Source organism: Pantoea sp. SGAir0184, from assembly GCF_043544755.1.
The window spans coordinates 2202609-2220188 of the sequence record NZ_CP028050.1; the positions used below are offsets into that span (position 1 = coordinate 2202609).

Sequence of the window (17580 nt, forward strand, 5' to 3'; positions counted from 1 at the left end):
GTCAGCTCACTCAACCTTATTAAGCGGTTTAATGCTTGCGCGCCGTCCAGCCATGTATCAGCAGCGACTGAAAGAAGCGCTGCGGCGGCGTGAACCCGGCCTGCGCCATCAGCGCTTCGGTCTGGGCTGCAGGCAGCAACAGCAGCCGCTGCGTCAGCATCTGCTTCATCTCATCCAGATTTTGCGCCCTGCCGCTGGCGCTCTCATGCATGGTTTTCCAGAACAGCAGTTGTTCATCAAAGCCGGTATCCTGCATATCGCCGGCAATTTCTGCCGTCACTAAGCGTCCACCCGGTTTCAGCTGCTGCTGCATCTGCTGATAAATACCCGCCCGCTGCGGATGCTGGATAAAATGCGTCACCAGCAGGCAAAGCACCACATCGTAATCGGCGGTAACCGGCACGTCATTAAGGTAGCCCTGATGCAGCTGGCAGCGCGCCCGTATCCCGGCGGCGCTGAGTTTTTCTGTGCAGACCGCCAGCATGTCCGGTGAAGGATCGACACCGGTAAACTGCCATTCCGGGTGCTGCTGCGCCAGCCGGATAATTTCGCTGCCGGTCCCGACGCCCACACACAGCACCCGCGCCTGCGGCGGCGCGTTGTCCAGCACCAGTGAAATCAGCAGATGCAGATTATCGGCGATTGGCTGATGTTTGCCGTTATACGCGTCGTACTGCCGCGCAAACTCCTCGTTGAAGATATCGTTGGTATTTTGCGTCATCATTGTCCCGATCGGTTGCCATCATGTAACTTTATTTATTACATGAAAGATGCGGCGATGCAATCAATGGCTGATTACACTAAGCCTGAGGGATAGATTGAACGCAATAAAGGTTAAACCAGACTGAGCTGTAGCGACTGCGCACGCAGTTGCTGCTGCCAGCCTGCGGCGAGTTCCGCGTCGGTAATCACCTGCTTAAACGGCTGTAGCGGCGCCAGCGCATAGGGATGAATCTGACCAAATTTGGAGGAGTCGGTGAGCGCGACGGTGTGCGTCGGTTTTTCCATGATGGCGTTCACCACATCGCAGCGCAGCATGTCGCGGCTGGTGAAACCGGTCGACTCATCCCAGCCGTCAATGCCAATAAACGCCTTATGGAAGTTGAGGTGCTGAATGCACAGCCGCGTTAACGGCCCGACCACTGACTCACTGCTTTTCTGAAACAGCCCGCCGAGGATAATCACATCGCCGCCCTGCTCACGCAGCAGTCCGGCGATGTAATGGCTGACGGTGATGATGGTGATGTCCTGCCGATGGCTGAGCTCTCGCGCCAGCAGCGCATTGGTGCTGCCGCCTTCAATAAACACCGTTTCGCCGGGGTTAACCAGCCCGGCGGCGTACTCCGCCAGGCGTTTTTTCACCGCAAAGCGGGTTTGCATGCGCGCGCCTACGTCATCACTTTCCGGTGCCACGGCAGAACCGTGCACGCGGCGCAGAAAGCCGCCCTTCTCCAGCAGGTTCAAATCCTGGCGCACCGTCACCTCCGAAACACCGGTGGTTTGCGCCAGTTCATTGACGCTGACGCTGCCGCGCTCGCTGACCAGTTGAATAATGTGCTGATGACGTGCGTTCATAGAGCCTGCTGTAAAAAAGTTTTTGCCCAGCTTAGCAGAAATCACGCTAATCCCAGACTGCGCCGGCCGTTTTCATTCAGATCCTGCGGCGTAAAACGGCCGCGCCAGCTGGCTTCGTAATCCTCTTTGGGGAAATCGCCCGGCGAGACACCGGTCGCCAGCGCCTGCGCCACCTGCTGCGCATAGTCGGCGTTTTTATCGCACATCGGCGCGGCGGGAATGTACATCACGTTGCCCCAGCCCTGCTGATTTTCTACCGGCGCCACCGCATGAATCACGTCGCAGTGCCACCACACCGAATCGCCCGCCTGCAGCGCCGGGATCGAACACAGGCCGGCAATTAATTCCGGATGCCAGCGCTCCGATACCGGCAGCACTTTGCCCGGCGCCACGCCGCACAGTTCCTCTTCCGGCACATCCTTCAGTAACGGACGCAGCAGCAGATAAGCCATGGCTTCCGGCACCGGCACCACGTGCAGCAGTCCCTGACCGGGCTGCATATCAGAGAGTGCGGTCCAGCCCTGGAAAGTGCGGAACACCGAACATTTGGTGGTGGTGCCAGACTGATACTCCTGCACGGCCGTGCGGTGCGCCGCGTCCCACGGATCATACTGATCGAACTGGTTAGAAAAGATCTTGCTGAACACCTGCTGATAGGCCGGCAACAGCCAGCGCTCCAGCGCGCCGGAGTCGGTGTGCGCGCCCAGCCCTCTGGAGGTGGTGCCCGGCAGCCGGCGACGGATGCGATCCGGATAGATGATGCTCACGTCCGGATCAAACCAGCGCGTACCGGCGGATTCAAATTTCCACAGGCGATTGAGGAACGCCTGGGTTTGCGCCATGGCCTCGCTCTGGCGTGCTGACATCTGCGCATCGCTCCAGTAGATGGGGTAGATCTCTGGCCGCGAGGCGTCGAGATTGCCAAAGAAGTTGTCGCCCGGTCCCTGATAGACACGGTCGAAATCATTGTCGTCGAGGTAGTTGAGCATGTCAGCATCCCACGCCAGCGCCTGCTCACGGCTGAAGGTTTGCTTTACCACCACGCAGCCACGGCGGCGGATGTGATCTTTGGTCTGTTCGCTGATGCGGCCAGCGGCCAGATCCGCGAAGCTGACCTGCGGCCAAGCCGTTCCGTGCTGCTTCTCTTCGGCGCGCGCGGCCGCGATTTCACTGACAATCTTACTTCTGACCTGCTCAAACAGGCCTTCGACATCGCCAATCTGTGCTCTGAGCGCCTGCTTCATCAGGCGCACATGCTGTTTAAAATCGTTGGGTTGTTGTTCTGAGGTAAAAGTGGTGTTCATCTCGCACTCCGTCTGTTTACGCTTTAGTTTCATTCGAAACACATCACATATTCATTCATAACATCGAGCGAACAAAAAGACAGCACGCAGGCAGAAAATAGCGAACATGATCACAGTTATTTATCTGTGGGGTTTTCGTTTGAAAGTATCCAGGGAGCGACACGGTGGGATGAATAACGCAAGCGCGCCTTGATCCGGCACGCGGGGGCCGTCCTCCATGACAGCCCGGGAAAATTATGGCTGATCGAATAAATGACGGTACTGCACAAAGTCGGTTTGTTGCGCCAGCCGATCGTACAGCGCCCGGGCGTGGCTATTAGACGCCTGCGTCAGCCAGTAAACGCGCGAACAGCCGAGTTTCTCCGCCTGTTCATAGACCGCCAGAATCAGCGCCTTGCTGGCACCCAGACCGCGCGCGGCTTCGCTGACGTAGAGGTCCTGCAAATAGCAGTAGTCGCCCTGAGTCCAGGTTGAGCGATGGGTAAGAAAATGCACCAGCCCGACCATCGCGCCGTCCTGCTCGGCCACCAGACAGTGCATGGGTTCCGCGCGGGACAGCAAGCGGCGAAAGCTCTCGCCGGTGGTGTTATCGTCAATGGTAGTCTGATAAAAGCGCTGATAGCCCTGCCACAGCGCCAGCCACGGCATAAAGTCTTCTGCGCGCAGCGCTCTGATGGTGATCATTCGCCCTTCCCGATGTTGCTGATGATTTTTTCCGCAGCCACCACCCGATCGTCATTCGGGAACCACTTATTTGCCAGCATAATCAGCGCAACCCGCTGCGACGGAATAAAGACCGCATAGGTGGCGAATCCGTTAGTGGAGCCGGTTTTGTTATACCACGCCTGCTGCGGCGCAGCCTGCGGCGGCGTAATCAGCGTGGCTTTCATGCCCTTCATGATGCGCGCGCCGCTGTTGCCATCCACCAGCTGCTGCGTAGTCACCGGCAGCGGGTAATATTCCCACATCATCGCCTGAGTAAAAGCGGCCTCGGTGTGGTAATAGCCCTGATGCGTCGCGGCCACCGCCTGTTGCCATGCGGGCGCGACCGGCTGTTGCTGCAGCTGAATGGCCAGCCAGCGAATCAGATCGGCAGAGGTGGATTTCAGGCCATAGGATTCCGCATCCAGCGGGCCTGGCGTGACCCGCACCGGGCGATCCTGCTTGTTATAACCCTGGGCGTAGCGCCCCATCTGTGATGCAGGCACCTGCACATAGCTGTGCGTCATGCCCATCGCCGGCAGCAGCTGCTTTTCCATCGCACTGATGAATGGCTGATGCAGACTTTTAGCCGCAATCATGCCAAGCATACCGATACCGAGGTTGGAATAAACGCGCACCGTGCCCGGCTGGGCCTCTGGCTGCCACTGTTTGTACCAGCGCATCAGCTCGCGGGTGTTGGTTACGTCATCCGGTACGAACAGCGGCGTGCCGCTAGTGTGCGTCGCCAGATTCAGCAGCGAGACGCGATCAAAAGCGCTGCCTTTCAGTTCCGGCAGCCACTGGCTGGCCGCGTCGCTGAATTTCAGTTTGTTCTGCTGCGCCGCATAGCTGGCTAAGGTGGCGGTAAACGTTTTACTCAGCGAGCCGATTTCAAACAGCGTCTGCTCGTTGATCGGCTGTCCGCTCTCTTTCGATGCCACGCCGTAGTTATAAAATTCGGTTTTGCCGTCGTGCAGAATCGCCACCGCCATACCGGGGATCTGATACTGCTGCATCAGCGGTTTGATGATGCTGTCTGGTGATGTCGTTGCCAGCGCACTGCCGCTGACCAGCAGCGCGAGTGCGCTTAATCGGGCCCATGAAAACATGAAAATTCCTTTTCCTGCAGGTTAACCATGATGTCTGACCGGCAGTATATCGTTACCCCAGCCAGGCTTCCCGACAATTCTTGTTTGAAGTGAACAAAATCACATCCTGTATGACCTGATTTGCCGTTTGCTGCGCCCGCTCCTATACCTTTGACAAGTAAGCGTTCATCGCAAGGAGCTGAGAATGGAACAGGTTTTGACCCGCGAACAACGGCTTAGCCGCCTGCGCGCGCGCAGTTCGCTGCCGGTGCTGATCGTTGGCGGCGGCATCAACGGCATCAGTACTTTTCGTGAGCTGGCATTACAGGGCATTCCTGCGGTGCTGGCGGAGAAAGGTGACTGGTGCCAGGCGGCCAGCGGCGCGCTATCGCGCATGATTCACGGCGGCTTGCGCTATCTGGAAACCGGCGAGTTTGGCCTGGTGAAAGAGTCGGTGATGGAGCGCGATCGCCTGCTGAAAAACGCCGCGCACTATGTGTTTCCGCTGCGCACCACCGTACCGATCGATAATCTCGGCGGTGGACTGGTTAACGCCACGCGACGTTTCCTGCGCCTGAGCGATAAGCCCACCCGGCGCGGCGCGCTGCTGATCAAAACCGGCCTGAGCCTGTACGACCTCTACACGCGACAGTATGGCGCTATGCCGCGCCACCAGCTGCGTAACGAAGCCGCCACGCGCGATCGCTGGCCTGGCTTCGCGCCCTGGGTGAAATACAGCGCCAGCTACTACGATGCGTGGATCAGCGCGCCGGAGCGACTCGGGTTTGAGTTGATTGAAGATGCGGAACGCGCCTGCCCGGAGGCGCTGGCGCTCAATTATCTGCGGGTGGTCAGCGCCAGCGACGAGACGGTGCTGCTGGAAGATACGCTGAGCGGTGAGCGCTTTAGCCTGCAGCCGCACGTGCTGGTGAATGCCGGCGGCGCGTGGATCGACCAGCTGAATCAGCAGCTGGCCGTGCATTCACCACCGACCAGACTGATAGGCGGCACCAAAGGGTCGCATCTGATCCTCGATCATCCCCAGCTGTTACAGATGCTGGACGGTGAAATGGTCTATTTCGAAAATCAGGAAGGCCGGGTGTGCATTATGTTTCCCTGGTTCGGCAAAGTGCTGGTGGGCTCCACCGATATCCGCGTTGATGACCCTGAGGGCGTGGTGTGCGAAGCCGAAGAGCAGGCTTACATTCTTGAGTCGCTGCGCTTTGTATTTCCTGACATCGTGGTGCCAGCATCCGCAGTGGTTTACACCTTCTGCGGCGTGCGCCCGCTGCCGGCCAGCGAGGCCAAAGTAAATGGCCAGATTTCACGTAACCATTCGCTGGTGCTGCTGCCGCCTGACCACGCGCGTGCCTGGAGCACGCTTTGTCTGGTCGGCGGTAAATGGACTACCTTCCGCCGCTTCGGGGAGGAGGCCGCCGACCGCGTGTTGCGCCTGCTGGGAGAAAAGCGTCGCGTCTCCAGCAGCGACCTGCCGATTGGCGGCGGCCGGGATTTTCCGGCGCCGTCCGCCCAGCCCGCCTGGCTCAGTGCGCTGGCGCAGCACTATGACCTTCCGCTGGCACGCGTGACGCAACTGGCGAAACGCTACGGTAGCCGGGCCCTGCCGCTGCTGCAGCAGATTCAGCAGCACGGCGAACAGCCGCTGCAGCATCATGCCGGTTACAGCGCCACCGAACTGCGCTATCTGATTGAGCATGAACAGGTGTGCCAGCTGGAAGATGTGCTGGTGCGCCGCACGTCACTGGCTATCTGCGGTGAATTAACGCCGCCGCTCATGCAGGAAATTTCGCAGCTGCTGGCCGACTCGCTCGGCTGGCAGGACAGCCAGCGCGCTGAACATCTGCAGCGCACCGCAATCAGCCTGGCGCAGCGCCATGGGCTGCACGCGCTCGCATCCGCGTTTTCACAGGAGGAAATTCAGGATGTCACTCACCCCTAAAGTTCGCCTCAATCGGTTATTTCACCACGGCAAGTGCCTGGATGTGGCGATCGACCACGGCATCGCCAACGAGCCCGATTTTCTGCTGGGGCTGGAAGATATTGAAAGCGTGATGCGCAACCTGATTGCCGCACAGCCGGATGCGATCCAGGTCAATTATGGTCAGGCCGATCTGCTGCAGCGCGTTGCCGGACGCAAACCGGCGCTGGTGATGCGCACCGACGTCGGCAATGCCTATAACGCGGCGCGCCACCGCGAGATGTGGGCGGTGCTGCACAATCCGGAGGCACCGATTCTTGCCGCGCTGCAGATGGATGCCGCCGCGGTGGTGGTCAATCTTTATCAAATTCCGGATGAACCGGGCATTTTTCGCATGTGCGTGGAGAACATTGGCCGCCTGCGCCAGGCCTGCGATCGCTATGCCATGCCGCTGATGGTGGAGCCGCTGGTGATGGCCCCCGCCGGCCAGGGCGCGGCGTACGGCTCGCTCGGTGACGTCAGACAAATCGTGCCGCTGGTGCGGCTGGCGCGGGAGCTGGGCGCCGACATCATTAAAGCCGACCCCACGGATAACGTAGAGGATTTCCATCGTGTGGTGGAGGCGGCGCGCTGTCCGACGCTGGTGCGCGGCGGCGGCAAAGGGGAACTGGGCGCGGTGCTGGCGAAAAGCGCCGCGCTGATGGCGCAGGGTGCCAGCGGCATGGTGTATGGCCGCAACGTTTATCAACATGATAATCCATCACGCGTGGTCAGCGCGCTGATGGCGATTATTCATCAGGGTGTCAGCGGCGCGGATGCGCTGGACATCTACCAGCAGGGTTAAGCGTGACCTGCACCGGCGCTTAAGCGGTGCGCCGTCTTCGCCTGAAACGGAGTCGGATATGAGCCAGATTCTCGGCATCGATGCCGGAAATACCATGATCAAAGCGGTACTGTTTGACCTGAGCGGCCGCGTGCTGTCGGTAGCGGAGTGCGCCGGCGAAACGCATCAGCCGCAGGAAGGCTATGCTGAACGGCCAGTTGAAGATATCTGGCGCGGCGTCAGCAACGCGGTTAGTCGCTGCCTGCAGCAAGCCGGCACGCGTGGCAGCGAAGTGATTGCCGTCGGGGCCGCCGGACACGGCAACGGGTTGTATGCGCTGGATCGTCAGCAGCGCCCGCTGTTTGGCATCCAGTCGATTGATCATCGCGCCAGCGCCACGGTACAGGCGCTGGAATCCAGCGGTGCGGCGCAGCAGATTTACGCGCTGTCGTTGCAAAAACCGTGGCCCGCCGCCACGCCGGTGCTGATCAGCTGGATACGTCAGCATCAGCCGGAACGCTGGGCGCAGATCGGCCATCTGCTGTATGCCAAAGATGTCATCGCCCACTTTCTGTGCGGCAACGTCAGCGCGGACTATTCGGATGCCGCCGGTGCCGGGCTGATTGATTATCGCCAGCGCGGCTACAGTCGTGAATTGCTGGCGTTATATGGCATTGAAGAGGCGCTCGCCCTGCTACCACCGCTGCGTGAATCCTGCGAGGTTACCGGCGTGGTCTCGGCCCGCGCGGCACAGCTCACCGGTTTACCGGCCGGCATCCCGGTGGTGGCCGGCATGTTTGACGTGGTTGCCAGCGCGGTCGGCTCGGGCGTAGTGAATTGCGGTGAGGCCTCCATTGTCGCTGGTACCTGGAGCATCAATCAGGTGGTGGTCGACAAACCTGATTATCTGCGCCCGGTGTTTATGAATTCGATCATCGAACGCGATCGCTACATGGCGATCGAGGCCAGCGCCACTTCTGCCGCCAATCTTGACTGGTTCCTGCGTGAATTTGATGATGGCCGCGCTGGCCAGGGCGCGGCGCGCAGCAGCGACAGCGTGGCACAGGTCAGGCCTGACGCGCAGCTGCCGCTGTATCACCCTTACCTCTATTCAGGGCGGAAAGCCGAACCCGCCAAAGCAGGCTTTTACGGCCTCGGCGGCTGGCATACGCGCGCTGACATGCTGTTTGCCCTGTTTGAAGGCGTGACCTTTGCCCACCGGGCGCACATTGACCGGCTGCGCGCGGCCGGCATTACGGTCAACCAGGCCACGCTCTCCGGCGGCGCGACACGCAGCAGTGTCTGGCCGCAAATGTTTGCCGATGTGCTGGGGATGCCGATTCGCGTCGCAACCTGCCACGAAACCGGGGCGCTGGGTGCGGCCCTGTGTGCGGGCGTGGGCGTGGGTCAGTGGCCGAATCTGGCTGCCGCCGTGCAGCAGGCGGTCACCCTTGCGCCGGAGGCGCTGCAGCCCCGCGCGGCGCGCTTCGCGTTCCATGACACACGCTACCGGCTGTTTAAAAAACTTGAGCTGGCGATGAGCGACATCTGGCGCACCGCCAGTTAATGGCGGTGCGGCGTGAACAAACCATGACACCGGCGGGCAAATGCTGTACACTTGATGCATAAAAATGTTCACATGAACATTATCAGGAGGTTGTGATGTCCACCGCATCGGCTTTTAATCCCACCAGCGGATCGCGCATCTTTGATCCGTCGCTGATTCAGCACGCCCGCCCCTCTTTTATGGATCAGATGGGGCTGCCGCGTAACCGGCTTAAGGCGCATAAGTTGATCACCGACGGCATGGATGTCGGCATTGTCGAACGCGCCGCCACGATTCTGAAAGCGACGCCGATCGACATCGCGCAAATGGTCTCGATTGACCGCAATACCTACCGGCGCCGCGAGAAGTCCGGATCGCAGCTCTCGGTCGAACAGGGCGCACGCATCTATCAGGTGTTTGAAGTGCTGGATGCGGTGATTCAGCTGTTCGCTGGCGATCCGGAAGTGGCGATGCACTGGATGTATCAGCCCGCGCTGGCGCTCGACAACGCGCAGCCGATTAACATGCTTAGTACGCCCGCCGGCTGCGATGCGGTGCTGACGCTGATTGGCCGCCTGGAGCACGGAGTGATTGTCTGATGACACGACGGAAGGATCCGGCCGCACCCGTCAGGGTGTTCTATCGAATTGTCAAAGCGGAGTACGCCAGCCAGGCGTTTAACGGCGCTGGCGCAGAAAAATGGGGTGGCCGCTGGAATCCGCCCGGGATGAAAGCGGTTTACCTCAGCAGCTCAAAAGCGCTGGCGACGCTGGAACTGGTGGTGCACGCCGGGAAAACGCTGCTGGAGCAAAGCCGCTTTGTGGTGTTTACCGTGGCGGTACCGGAGTCCGACATCATCGCCCTCGACAGCAGTAAACTGCCGGCCGGCTGGGAAAAATATCAGCAGCAGGAGGAGACGCAGGCCATCGGCGCGGCGTTTCTCGATCCGCACAATGGCTTTCCCCTGCTGATGACGGTGCCCAGCATCCTCACCGGCGAAGATAATGCGCTGTTTAACCCCGATCATCCGGGCGCGGCCGCGCTGATTGCCACAACGACTTCCGCTCCCTTCGCCATCGATCGCCGTATCAAAGACGATCCGTAAACGCTCTAGCGGCACTGGCTGGCACAGTTTTGTACGCAAATCTGCGCCAGCGAGCCACAGCCGCCGCCGTTGTCATTCTTGCACTGCGATTGTTGCACGTAACAGTTCTGCTGACAGGAAGAGACATCACACTTCGCTGCTACCGGCGTGAGCTGCGGCACATCCCCTTTTCTCTCCGGCTGCCACGGTGTTTGCGCCGCTGCGCTCAGGCTGCCCAGCAGCAATAACATCATTATCCACTTCATCATTCAGTCCTCGCAGGATGGATGTAGAGAGTATGAACGCTGGCCGGATGATTGCCAGCGTGAAACCTTTGGTTCACCCTCCGCCTGATGATGCCCTGTTAAGGTGCAGCATCTGCGCCCATTGCTGAAGCAGCGTCTGACCCAACCAGAATATAAATCATTATTTTCAATACTTTAACTCACCATCATCCTGGCCCTGCAAGATGGTACAAAAGTTGCAGGGCTTAGGGTGCACAGTAAAGGAGACGGTAATGAAAGCGATTGTGATTGGAGCGGGTATCGGCGGCATGAGCGCGGCGCTGGCGCTGGAAAAAGCGGGTTTCAGCACCGCAGTGTATGAAGCGGTGAAAGAGATGAAACCGGTCGGCGCGGCCATCTCTATCTGGCCTAACGGCGTGAAGTGCCTCAATGCGCTGGGTCTCAAGGCACAGCTGCGCGCGCTCGGCGGCAATATGGCGTTTATGGCTTACAACGATGGCCACAGCGGCAGCACCCTGACCCGCTTCAGTTTGTCACCGCTAGTGCAGCAGGTCGGCGAGTATCCTTATCCGGTCGCACGCGCAGAGCTACAGGCGCTGCTGATCGACAGCTACGGCCGCGAACGCATCCGCTTTGGCAAACGCGTTGAACGGGTGGAGCAGCATGCCAGCGGCGTGACCGCCTGGTTTGATGACGGCAGCCAGGCTGAAGGGGATTTTATGGTGGCCGCCGACGGCACCCACTCGGTGATTCGCCATCACGTGCTGGGCGAACACGTCGAGCGCCGCTACGCAGGCTACGTCAACTGGAATGGCCTGGTCACCATCGATGAAAGCATCGCGCCCGCCGATCAGTGGACCACGTTTGTCGGCGAGGGCAAGCGCGTCTCGCTGATGCCAGTGAGCGGTAACCGCTTCTACTTTTTCTTTGATGTCCCGCTGCCGAAAGGGCTGGCGCAGGATCGCGCAACGGTGAAAGACGATCTGCGCGGCTATTTTGCCGGCTGGGCCGAACCGGTCCAGCGGCTGATCGCCAGCATTGACGCACAAACCACCAATCGCGTGGAGATTCATGATATCGAACCCTTCAGTCGCTTTGTCAGAGGGCGCGTGGCGCTGCTGGGGGATGCGGCACACAGCACCACGCCGGATATCGGTCAGGGCGGCTGTGCGGCCATGGAAGATGCGGTGGTACTGGCGCAAACCCTGACTGCACATTCGCTGGGCATTGAGGACGGCCTGCTGCGCTATGAGGCGCGGCGCGTCGAGCGCACCCGTGATTTGGTGCTGAAAGCGCGCAAGCGTTGTGATGTCACCCACGCCAAAGATGCGGCGGTCACCGCGGAATGGTATGCCGGACTGAAAGAGGAAACCGGCGAGCGCGTGCTGGCCGGCATGTGTGACACCATTGAAGGCGGTCCGCTGGGATAAGCGTGCAGGCCAGCCAGCTGCACCGCTGGCTGGCCCTTCGGTTACGGCGCGTTACGCCTCGTCGAGGCCGCGGTGTTTCAGCATCGGCCCGATGTCCGGCGCTTTACCGCGCCAGGCCAGCCACAGATGCTGCAGATCGCTGCTGTTACCGCGCGACAAAATCTGCTCACGGAAGCGCTGACCATTTTCGCGCGTCAGACCGCCCCGCTCGACAAACGCCTGATAACCATCGTCGGCCAGCATCTGCGTCCAGATATAGGCGTAATACCCGGCCGCATAGCCGCCACCCCAGATATGACGGAAGTAGCTGGAGCGATAGCGCGGCGGCACGGCACTCAGGGCAATATTCTCCGCCGCCAGCGCCTGCTGCTCAAAATGGCTGACATCCTGCGGTTTATCGTGCGGTGACAGCGAGTGCCACTGCAAATCAAGCAATGCCGCCGCCAGCAGTTCGGTCATGTCATAGCCTTTGTTGAATTTCGCGGCGCGCACCATTTTGTCGCGCAGCGCGGCGGGCATCGCTTCACCGGTCTGATAATGGCGCGCATAGTGGGCAAACACCTGATCCTGACTGGCCCAGTGTTCGTTGATTTGCGACGGAAACTCGACAAAATCACGCGGCGTGGCGGTGCCGGACAGGCTGGCATAGCGCTGGGTGGCGAACAGGCCGTGCAGCGTGTGGCCAAACTCATGGAACAGCGTGATCACCTCATCCCAGCTGAGCAGTGCCGGCTGACCGGGCTGCGGCTTGCTGTAATTGCAGACGTTGTAAATCACCGGCCGGCTTTCCAGCAGCGTCGACTGGTCGACGAAATTGCCCATCCATGCGCCACCGCTCTTGTTATCCCGCGTGAAGAAATCGGTGTAGAACAGCGCTAACGGTGCACCGTCGGCATCGAAAATCTCATAAACGTTGACGTCCGGATGGTAGACCGGCAGATCGTGGCGCTGTTCAAAGCGAATGCCATACAGCTGGCTGGCACACCAGAACACGCCCTTTTCCAGTACAGTGTTGATCTCAAAATAGGGGCGGATTTGCCCTTCGTCCAGCGCGTATTGCGCGGTGCGTACCTGCTCCGCGTAGTAAATCCAGTCCCAGGCGCGCAGCGTGAAGCTGTGGTTTTGATCGGCGATCAGCTGCTGAATATCCGCCGCTTCACGCCCGGCGCGCGCCGTCGCGGCGGGCACGATGTTGCGCATGAAGGACTGGGCGGCTTCCGGCGTTTTCGCCATCTGATCCTGCAGGCTCCATGCTGCGAAGCTGTCGAAGCCCAGCAGACTGGCCTGCTGCGCACGCAGTTGCGCCATGCGCGATACGATGGCGCGCGTGTCGTTGTCGTCACCCTGCTCGCTGCGCGTCAGCGCCTGCTGAAACAGCGCTTCGCGCGTGGCGCGCACCGTCAGCGACTGCAGCACCGGCTGCTGGGTGGTATTTTGCAGAGGGATTAGCCATGCGTCGTGCAGCCCGCGCGCCTCGGCGGCATCCTTCGCCTGTGCCAGCGCCGCCGGCGACAGGCCGTCCAGCGCCGCCGCGCTGCTGACGGTATAAGCCGCGGCGTTAGTTGCCGCCAGCAGCCGGTTACCGAAACGCGTGCCCAGACTGGCCAGCTCCTGGTTACAGGCGCGCAGTTGCGCTTTATCGCTCTCACTCAGGCTGGCGCCGGCCAGCTGAAAGCGCTGCCAGGTGACTTCCACCAGCCGCATCGCTTCGGCATCCGGGCACTGCGAGCCGCGCTGCCGATACACGCTGTCGAGCCGCGCAAACAGCGCCGGGTTAAGGTAGATTTCGTCATTGAGCGCCGTCAGCTGCGGCGTGATCAGCTCATCAACCTGCTGGAGCCGCTCGCTGGTATTGGCTGAGGTCATCGCGGCAAAAACGGGGTACACCCGGTTTAGCAGGCTACCGCTGCGCTCCAGCGCTTCATAGGTATTGGCAAAGGTTGCCGGCTTGGGGTTGCTGGCAATGGCCGCCACTTCCTGGCGCTTTTCGGCGATTCCGGCTTCCAGCGCCGGCAGGAAATGCGCTTCGTCGATCAGATCAAACGGCGGTGTCTGGTACGGCAACGGGCTGACGTTAAAAAACGGATTGGCACGTGAAGTCATTATCGCTCCTGATAATCAGCAACGCCGCAGCCACCTGCGGCGGTATGCTTTTATCCTGGCAGTTTCGTCGCCTGGCAACAACCTTGCGCGTGCGTATGGCTTTCCCGCTGCCACACGCACTTACCGTTGACCCAGGTTTGCGCGATGTTACGGTCATCACCGAGCGTCATCAGGACAAACAAACGCTGATGGATATCGTCGCTGTTGGCCATGCGCAGCTGCTGCAGCGGAGAGACGGCAGGATCGATCACCACAAAATCCGCCTCTTTACCGGGGTTGAAGTTGCCGATTTTGTCATCGAGATCCAGCGCATGGGCGCCGCCCAGCGTGGCGTGGTAAATCGCTTCTGCGGCGCTGAGTTTGTACTGTTGCAGCTGCCCCACCTTATAGGCTTCACCCAGCGTCTGCAGCATATTGAAGGTGGTGCCGGCGCCGACATCGGTGCCCATGCCCATGCGCACGCGCTGCTGCCAGCGGCGTTTAAGATTAAACAGCCCGCTGCCAAGGAACAGGTTGGAGGTCGGACAGAAGGCCATCGCCGAGTCGGTGTCGTGCAGGCACTGCCATTCGCGATCCTCCAGATGCAGGCAGTGGGCAAATACGCTGCGTTTGCCGGTGAGCTGATGCTGGTGATACACATCAAGATAGCCATCATGGGCGGGAAACAGCGTTTTTACCCAGGCGATCTCCTGCTGATTTTCGCTGAGATGGGTATGCAGCCAGGTATCGGGAAACTCGTTTTTCAGCTGCTGCACTTTTTCCAGCAGCTGCGGCGATGAGGTCGGCGCAAAGCGCGGCGTCAGCGCATAACCGAGACGCCCGCGCTGGTGCCAGCGCTGAATCAGCTCACGCGTCTGCTGATAACTTTGCGCCGGCGTTTCGGTCAGTTCCGGCGGTGCGTGGCGATCCATCATTACCTTGCCGGCGATCAGCCGCATCTCCAGCTGTTCGGCGGCGCTGAACAGCGCGTCTACCGATTGCGGATGCACCGTACCAAACACCAGCGCAGTCGTGGTGCCATTGGCGAGCAGCTGTTGCAGGAAAAACGCTGACATGCGCGCCGCGTGCGCCGCACAGTGGTACTGGCTCTCGACCGGAAAAGTGTACTGATTGAGCCACTCCAGCAGCTGTTCACCGAACGCGCCGATCATTTCGGTCTGCGGATAGTGAATATGGGTATCCACAAACCCCGGCAGGATCAGCTTGCCGCGCAGATCGATCACCTGCGTTGATTCAAGGTATTGATGTGCCGGCTGCCAGCGCTCCAGACTCACCACTTTGCCGTCCCGCAGCGTCAGCAGACCATCTTCGAGGTAGCGTGCCTGGTCGGCGAGGCCATCGGGCTGGTCGGCCAGCGCGGGAAAATCAAAAAAACTGGCGCGCAGACGGGTTACAACGGAGTCAGACATGACGCTTCCTTCAGGGTGTAATGGCAGGTTTCAGATAGATATAGCAAAGATATTGCAAACCGCATGCCAGGCAAGTCCACCCAACAATCACTTTAAATTCAGATAAATACCCAATTTCAGCGCGATTATCGTCGCAAAAATTGCAGGCAATCGTATGCGTAACCGATTGCCTGTTCGTGGTATTGCGCTTGCGCATTGTGCTGGCGTTTTACGCCGGGAAAAGGTGCCTGATCGGGCACGATCATGGTGCAGGGCTGCACCGCAAACGTGCAGGAAAGATTCTGCAACACGCCGCTCACGCTTTTCATGAGCGCCGCTGCGGGGTTAATGCTAAGGTGTGGCAGAGAACCTGAAATCGTATAAGGAACAGTGAGATGATTATTTTTGTTACCGGTGCTACTGCCGGTTTTGGTCAAAGTATCACCCGCCGCTTCATTGCTACAGGTCACAAAGTGATCGCCAGCGGACGCCGTGCTGAGCGTTTGCAGGAATTAAAACAGGAACTGGGCGACAACCTGTACACCGTGCAGCTGGATGTGCGTAACCGCGCGGCTATCGAAGAAGCCATCGCCGCCCTGCCCGCCGAATGGCGTGATATCGATGTGCTGGTTAACAATGCCGGGCTGGCGCTGGGCGTCGAACCGGCGCATAAAGCCAGCGTTGAAGACTGGGAAAATATGATCGACACCAACAACAAAGGGCTGGTGTATATGACGCGCGCCGTGCTGCCTGCCATGGTAGAGCGCAACGTCGGTCACATCGTCAACATTGGCTCGATAGCCGGCAGCTGGCCGTACGCCGGCGGCAACGTGTACGGGGCAACCAAGGCGTTTGTGCGCCAGTTCAGCCTCAATCTGCGCACCGACCTGCACGGCACCGCGCTGCGCGTCACCGATATCGAGCCTGGCCTGGTGGGCGGCACCGAGTTTTCGAACGTGCGCTTCAAAGGTGACGATGGCCGCGCGGATGCGGTGTATGAAGGCACCACCGCGCTGACGGCGGAAGACGTGACGGAAGCGGTCTATTGGGTGACCACGCTGCCGAAGCACGTCAACATCAACACGCTGGAAATCATGCCGGTGACGCAAACCACCGCCGGACTGAAAGTGTTTAAAGGATAAGCAAGCTGCGCGTGGCGGCCCGTCGGGTCGCCCTGCGCGCCCGGTTCAGGCCTTGCCCCAGCCGATAACGATAATCAGCATGCCGCTGAACGCCACCAGCGCACCGACCCAATCCCACGCACTCAGTTTGACGCCATCGACCAGCCGCAGCCAGATCAGCGCCGTTAACACATACACGCCGCCATAAGCCGCATATACCCGGCCGCTGGCAGCCGGATGCAGGGTCAGCAGCCAGACAAACAGAGCCAGGCTGGCTGCGGCCGGTAACAATAGCCAGGCGCTCATGCCACGCTTGAGCCACAGCCACGGCAGAAAACAGCCGGTGATCTCGGCAATCGCAGTGATAAAAAACAGCAGCGCGGTTTTCACCAGCATACAAAGTCTCTCTGATCGTTAAACAAACCGCTCACCGCTGGTGAGCAAAGAAGCAGCGATGATATACTGACAGACAGTGTTGTGACAGCCGCCCTGCGCGCTGTGCTGGAGTTAACGAAAGGAAATGACGATGAAAAAACTGTTTTCCGCCCTGCTGGCTACCACGCTGACCGCCAGCGTATTGCTGACTGCGCCGCTGGCTGTCGCTAAGACGGATCGCCTGATTATTGAAGATGGCAACAACGCGGCCAGTAACGAGGCGGCGCGTCAGAGCAAAGAGCAGTGGAACGATACGCGCAACCTGCGTAACAAGGTAAATACCCGCGTGGAGAAAGAGTTCGACAAGGCAGACCGGGCCTTTGATACCCGCGACGCCTGCGAAAAAAGCTACAACGTTAATGCGTACTGGGAACCGAACACCCTGCGCTGCCTCGATCGCCGCACCGGCCGTCCGCTGGCGCCGTAATGCGCGCCAGCTGCTATAGTTTTCACGGGAATGACGCAACAAGGAGTGAGTGATGAAAAAACGTAATGCAGTTGTGTTGCTAATGGCGCTGGCGTTACCGCTGGCGGTGCAGGCGTCCTGCGAAAGCGTGCGCGCCGACATCAGCAAAAAGATCATCAACAATGGCGTGGCGGAATCGGATTTTACGCTGGATATCGTGCCGAACGATCAGGTTGATCAGGCAGGCGGTCAGGTCGTTGGCCACTGTGAAAACGACACGCAGAAAATCGTTTACAAGAAAAACGGCCGCGATGCGGACAGCAACGTGCCGGACAGCGCGGGCAGTTCGCAGGATGCTCCCGCACAGTAATCTCTTCGGGCGGCTTGCCGG

Annotated in this window: 19 protein-coding genes; 9 read left to right on the forward strand and 10 right to left on the reverse strand. The window is 59.8% G+C overall.

Features of this window, described 5'->3' with window-relative positions; genetic code table 11:
- Positions 1–28: 28 nt before the first annotated feature.
- From C1N60_RS10325 to ampC, 5 genes are all read right to left on the reverse strand, one after another.
- Positions 29–724: a methyltransferase domain-containing protein gene (locus C1N60_RS10325; RefSeq protein WP_394520801.1), complete on the reverse strand. Its 696-nt coding sequence runs from the start codon at positions 722–724 to the stop codon at positions 29–31.
- Positions 725–834: 110 nt separating this feature from the next.
- Positions 835–1575 (reverse strand): DeoR family transcriptional regulator, encoded by a 741-nt coding sequence (locus tag C1N60_RS10330; RefSeq protein ID WP_394520802.1) that lies wholly within the window; start codon positions 1573–1575, stop codon positions 835–837.
- A 41-nt stretch (positions 1576–1616) separates the two neighbouring features.
- Positions 1617–2879, reverse strand: coding sequence for a DUF1479 domain-containing protein (locus tag C1N60_RS10335; protein WP_394520803.1), 1263 nt, complete (start codon positions 2877–2879; stop codon positions 1617–1619).
- A 234-nt stretch (positions 2880–3113) separates the two neighbouring features.
- A complete protein-coding gene (locus tag C1N60_RS10340; protein WP_248295815.1) occupies positions 3114–3563 on the reverse strand; it encodes a GNAT family N-acetyltransferase in 450 nt (149 codons plus the stop codon).
- Complete coding sequence (gene ampC, locus C1N60_RS10345; RefSeq protein ID WP_058774688.1) at positions 3560–4690, reverse strand: class C beta-lactamase; 1131 nt, start codon at positions 4688–4690, stop codon at positions 3560–3562. Before ampC ends, C1N60_RS10340 begins: the two co-directional genes overlap by 4 nt.
- Before the next feature lie 184 nt (positions 4691–4874).
- Here ampC and C1N60_RS10350 point away from each other — a divergent pair, with 184 nt between their 5' ends.
- The 5 genes from C1N60_RS10350 to C1N60_RS10370 all read left to right on the forward strand — a co-directional run bounded on the left by C1N60_RS10350 (position 4875) and on the right by C1N60_RS10370 (position 10082).
- On the forward strand, positions 4875–6629 hold the full coding sequence (locus C1N60_RS10350) for a glycerol-3-phosphate dehydrogenase/oxidase (RefSeq protein WP_394520804.1): 1755 nt from the start codon (positions 4875–4877) through the stop codon (positions 6627–6629).
- Positions 6613–7452: a class I fructose-bisphosphate aldolase gene (locus C1N60_RS10355; RefSeq protein WP_058769789.1), complete on the forward strand. Its 840-nt coding sequence runs from the start codon at positions 6613–6615 to the stop codon at positions 7450–7452. Before C1N60_RS10350 ends, C1N60_RS10355 begins: the two co-directional genes overlap by 17 nt.
- 58 nt (positions 7453–7510) lie before the next feature.
- Positions 7511–8998, forward strand: coding sequence for an FGGY-family carbohydrate kinase (locus C1N60_RS10360; RefSeq protein WP_262255686.1), 1488 nt, complete (start codon positions 7511–7513; stop codon positions 8996–8998).
- Between the two features lie 95 nt (positions 8999–9093).
- Positions 9094–9576 (forward strand): type II RES/Xre toxin-antitoxin system antitoxin, encoded by a 483-nt coding sequence (locus C1N60_RS10365; protein ID WP_021506062.1) that lies wholly within the window; start codon positions 9094–9096, stop codon positions 9574–9576.
- Positions 9576–10082 carry an RES family NAD+ phosphorylase gene (locus C1N60_RS10370; protein WP_394520805.1) on the forward strand — a complete coding sequence of 169 codons (507 nt, stop codon included), beginning with the start codon at positions 9576–9578 and terminating at the stop codon, positions 10080–10082. Before C1N60_RS10365 ends, C1N60_RS10370 begins: the two co-directional genes overlap by 1 nt.
- Before the next feature lie 5 nt (positions 10083–10087).
- Here the strand turns inward: C1N60_RS10370 and C1N60_RS10375 are convergent, their stop codons facing one another.
- Positions 10088–10330 carry a hypothetical protein gene (locus C1N60_RS10375; RefSeq protein ID WP_394520806.1) on the reverse strand — a complete coding sequence of 81 codons (243 nt, stop codon included), beginning with the start codon at positions 10328–10330 and terminating at the stop codon, positions 10088–10090.
- Positions 10331–10578: 248 nt separating this feature from the next.
- On the opposite strand from C1N60_RS10375, the gene hpxO reads away from it, so the two are divergent.
- Entirely contained in the window at positions 10579–11736 is a 1158-nt protein-coding gene (hpxO, locus tag C1N60_RS10380; protein ID WP_021506065.1) for an FAD-dependent urate hydroxylase HpxO, read from the forward strand.
- A gap of 51 nt (positions 11737–11787) precedes the next feature.
- Here the strand turns inward: hpxO and dcp are convergent, their stop codons facing one another.
- The 3 genes from dcp to C1N60_RS10395 form a co-directional block, all read right to left on the reverse strand.
- The gene (gene dcp, locus C1N60_RS10385; RefSeq protein WP_394520807.1) at positions 11788–13839 is read right to left on the reverse strand and encodes a peptidyl-dipeptidase Dcp; all 2052 of its coding nucleotides are present in this window, start codon (positions 13837–13839) and stop codon (positions 11788–11790) included.
- Between the two features lie 50 nt (positions 13840–13889).
- Positions 13890–15248: a guanine deaminase gene (gene guaD / locus C1N60_RS10390; RefSeq protein WP_127834079.1), complete on the reverse strand. Its 1359-nt coding sequence runs from the start codon at positions 15246–15248 to the stop codon at positions 13890–13892.
- 125 nt (positions 15249–15373) lie between these two features.
- Positions 15374–15556 (reverse strand): hypothetical protein, encoded by a 183-nt coding sequence (locus C1N60_RS10395; RefSeq protein WP_127834078.1) that lies wholly within the window; start codon positions 15554–15556, stop codon positions 15374–15376.
- 66 nt (positions 15557–15622) lie between these two features.
- On the opposite strand from C1N60_RS10395, the gene ydfG reads away from it, so the two are divergent.
- Positions 15623–16369 (forward strand): bifunctional NADP-dependent 3-hydroxy acid dehydrogenase/3-hydroxypropionate dehydrogenase YdfG, encoded by a 747-nt coding sequence (gene ydfG, locus C1N60_RS10400; protein ID WP_010618462.1) that lies wholly within the window; start codon positions 15623–15625, stop codon positions 16367–16369.
- A 45-nt stretch (positions 16370–16414) separates the two neighbouring features.
- Here the strand turns inward: ydfG and C1N60_RS10405 are convergent, their stop codons facing one another.
- Positions 16415–16741 (reverse strand): YnfA family protein, encoded by a 327-nt coding sequence (locus C1N60_RS10405; RefSeq protein ID WP_031279118.1) that lies wholly within the window; start codon positions 16739–16741, stop codon positions 16415–16417.
- A gap of 133 nt (positions 16742–16874) precedes the next feature.
- Between C1N60_RS10405 and C1N60_RS10410 the strand changes: the two genes are divergently transcribed.
- Together C1N60_RS10410 and C1N60_RS10415 are read left to right on the forward strand one after the other, a co-directional pair.
- Positions 16875–17210 carry a DUF1283 family protein gene (locus C1N60_RS10410; protein ID WP_010618460.1) on the forward strand — a complete coding sequence of 112 codons (336 nt, stop codon included), beginning with the start codon at positions 16875–16877 and terminating at the stop codon, positions 17208–17210.
- Positions 17211–17262: 52 nt separating this feature from the next.
- Positions 17263–17559, forward strand: coding sequence for a DUF1161 domain-containing protein (locus tag C1N60_RS10415; protein ID WP_262263824.1), 297 nt, complete (start codon positions 17263–17265; stop codon positions 17557–17559).
- Positions 17560–17580 lie beyond the last annotated feature (21 nt).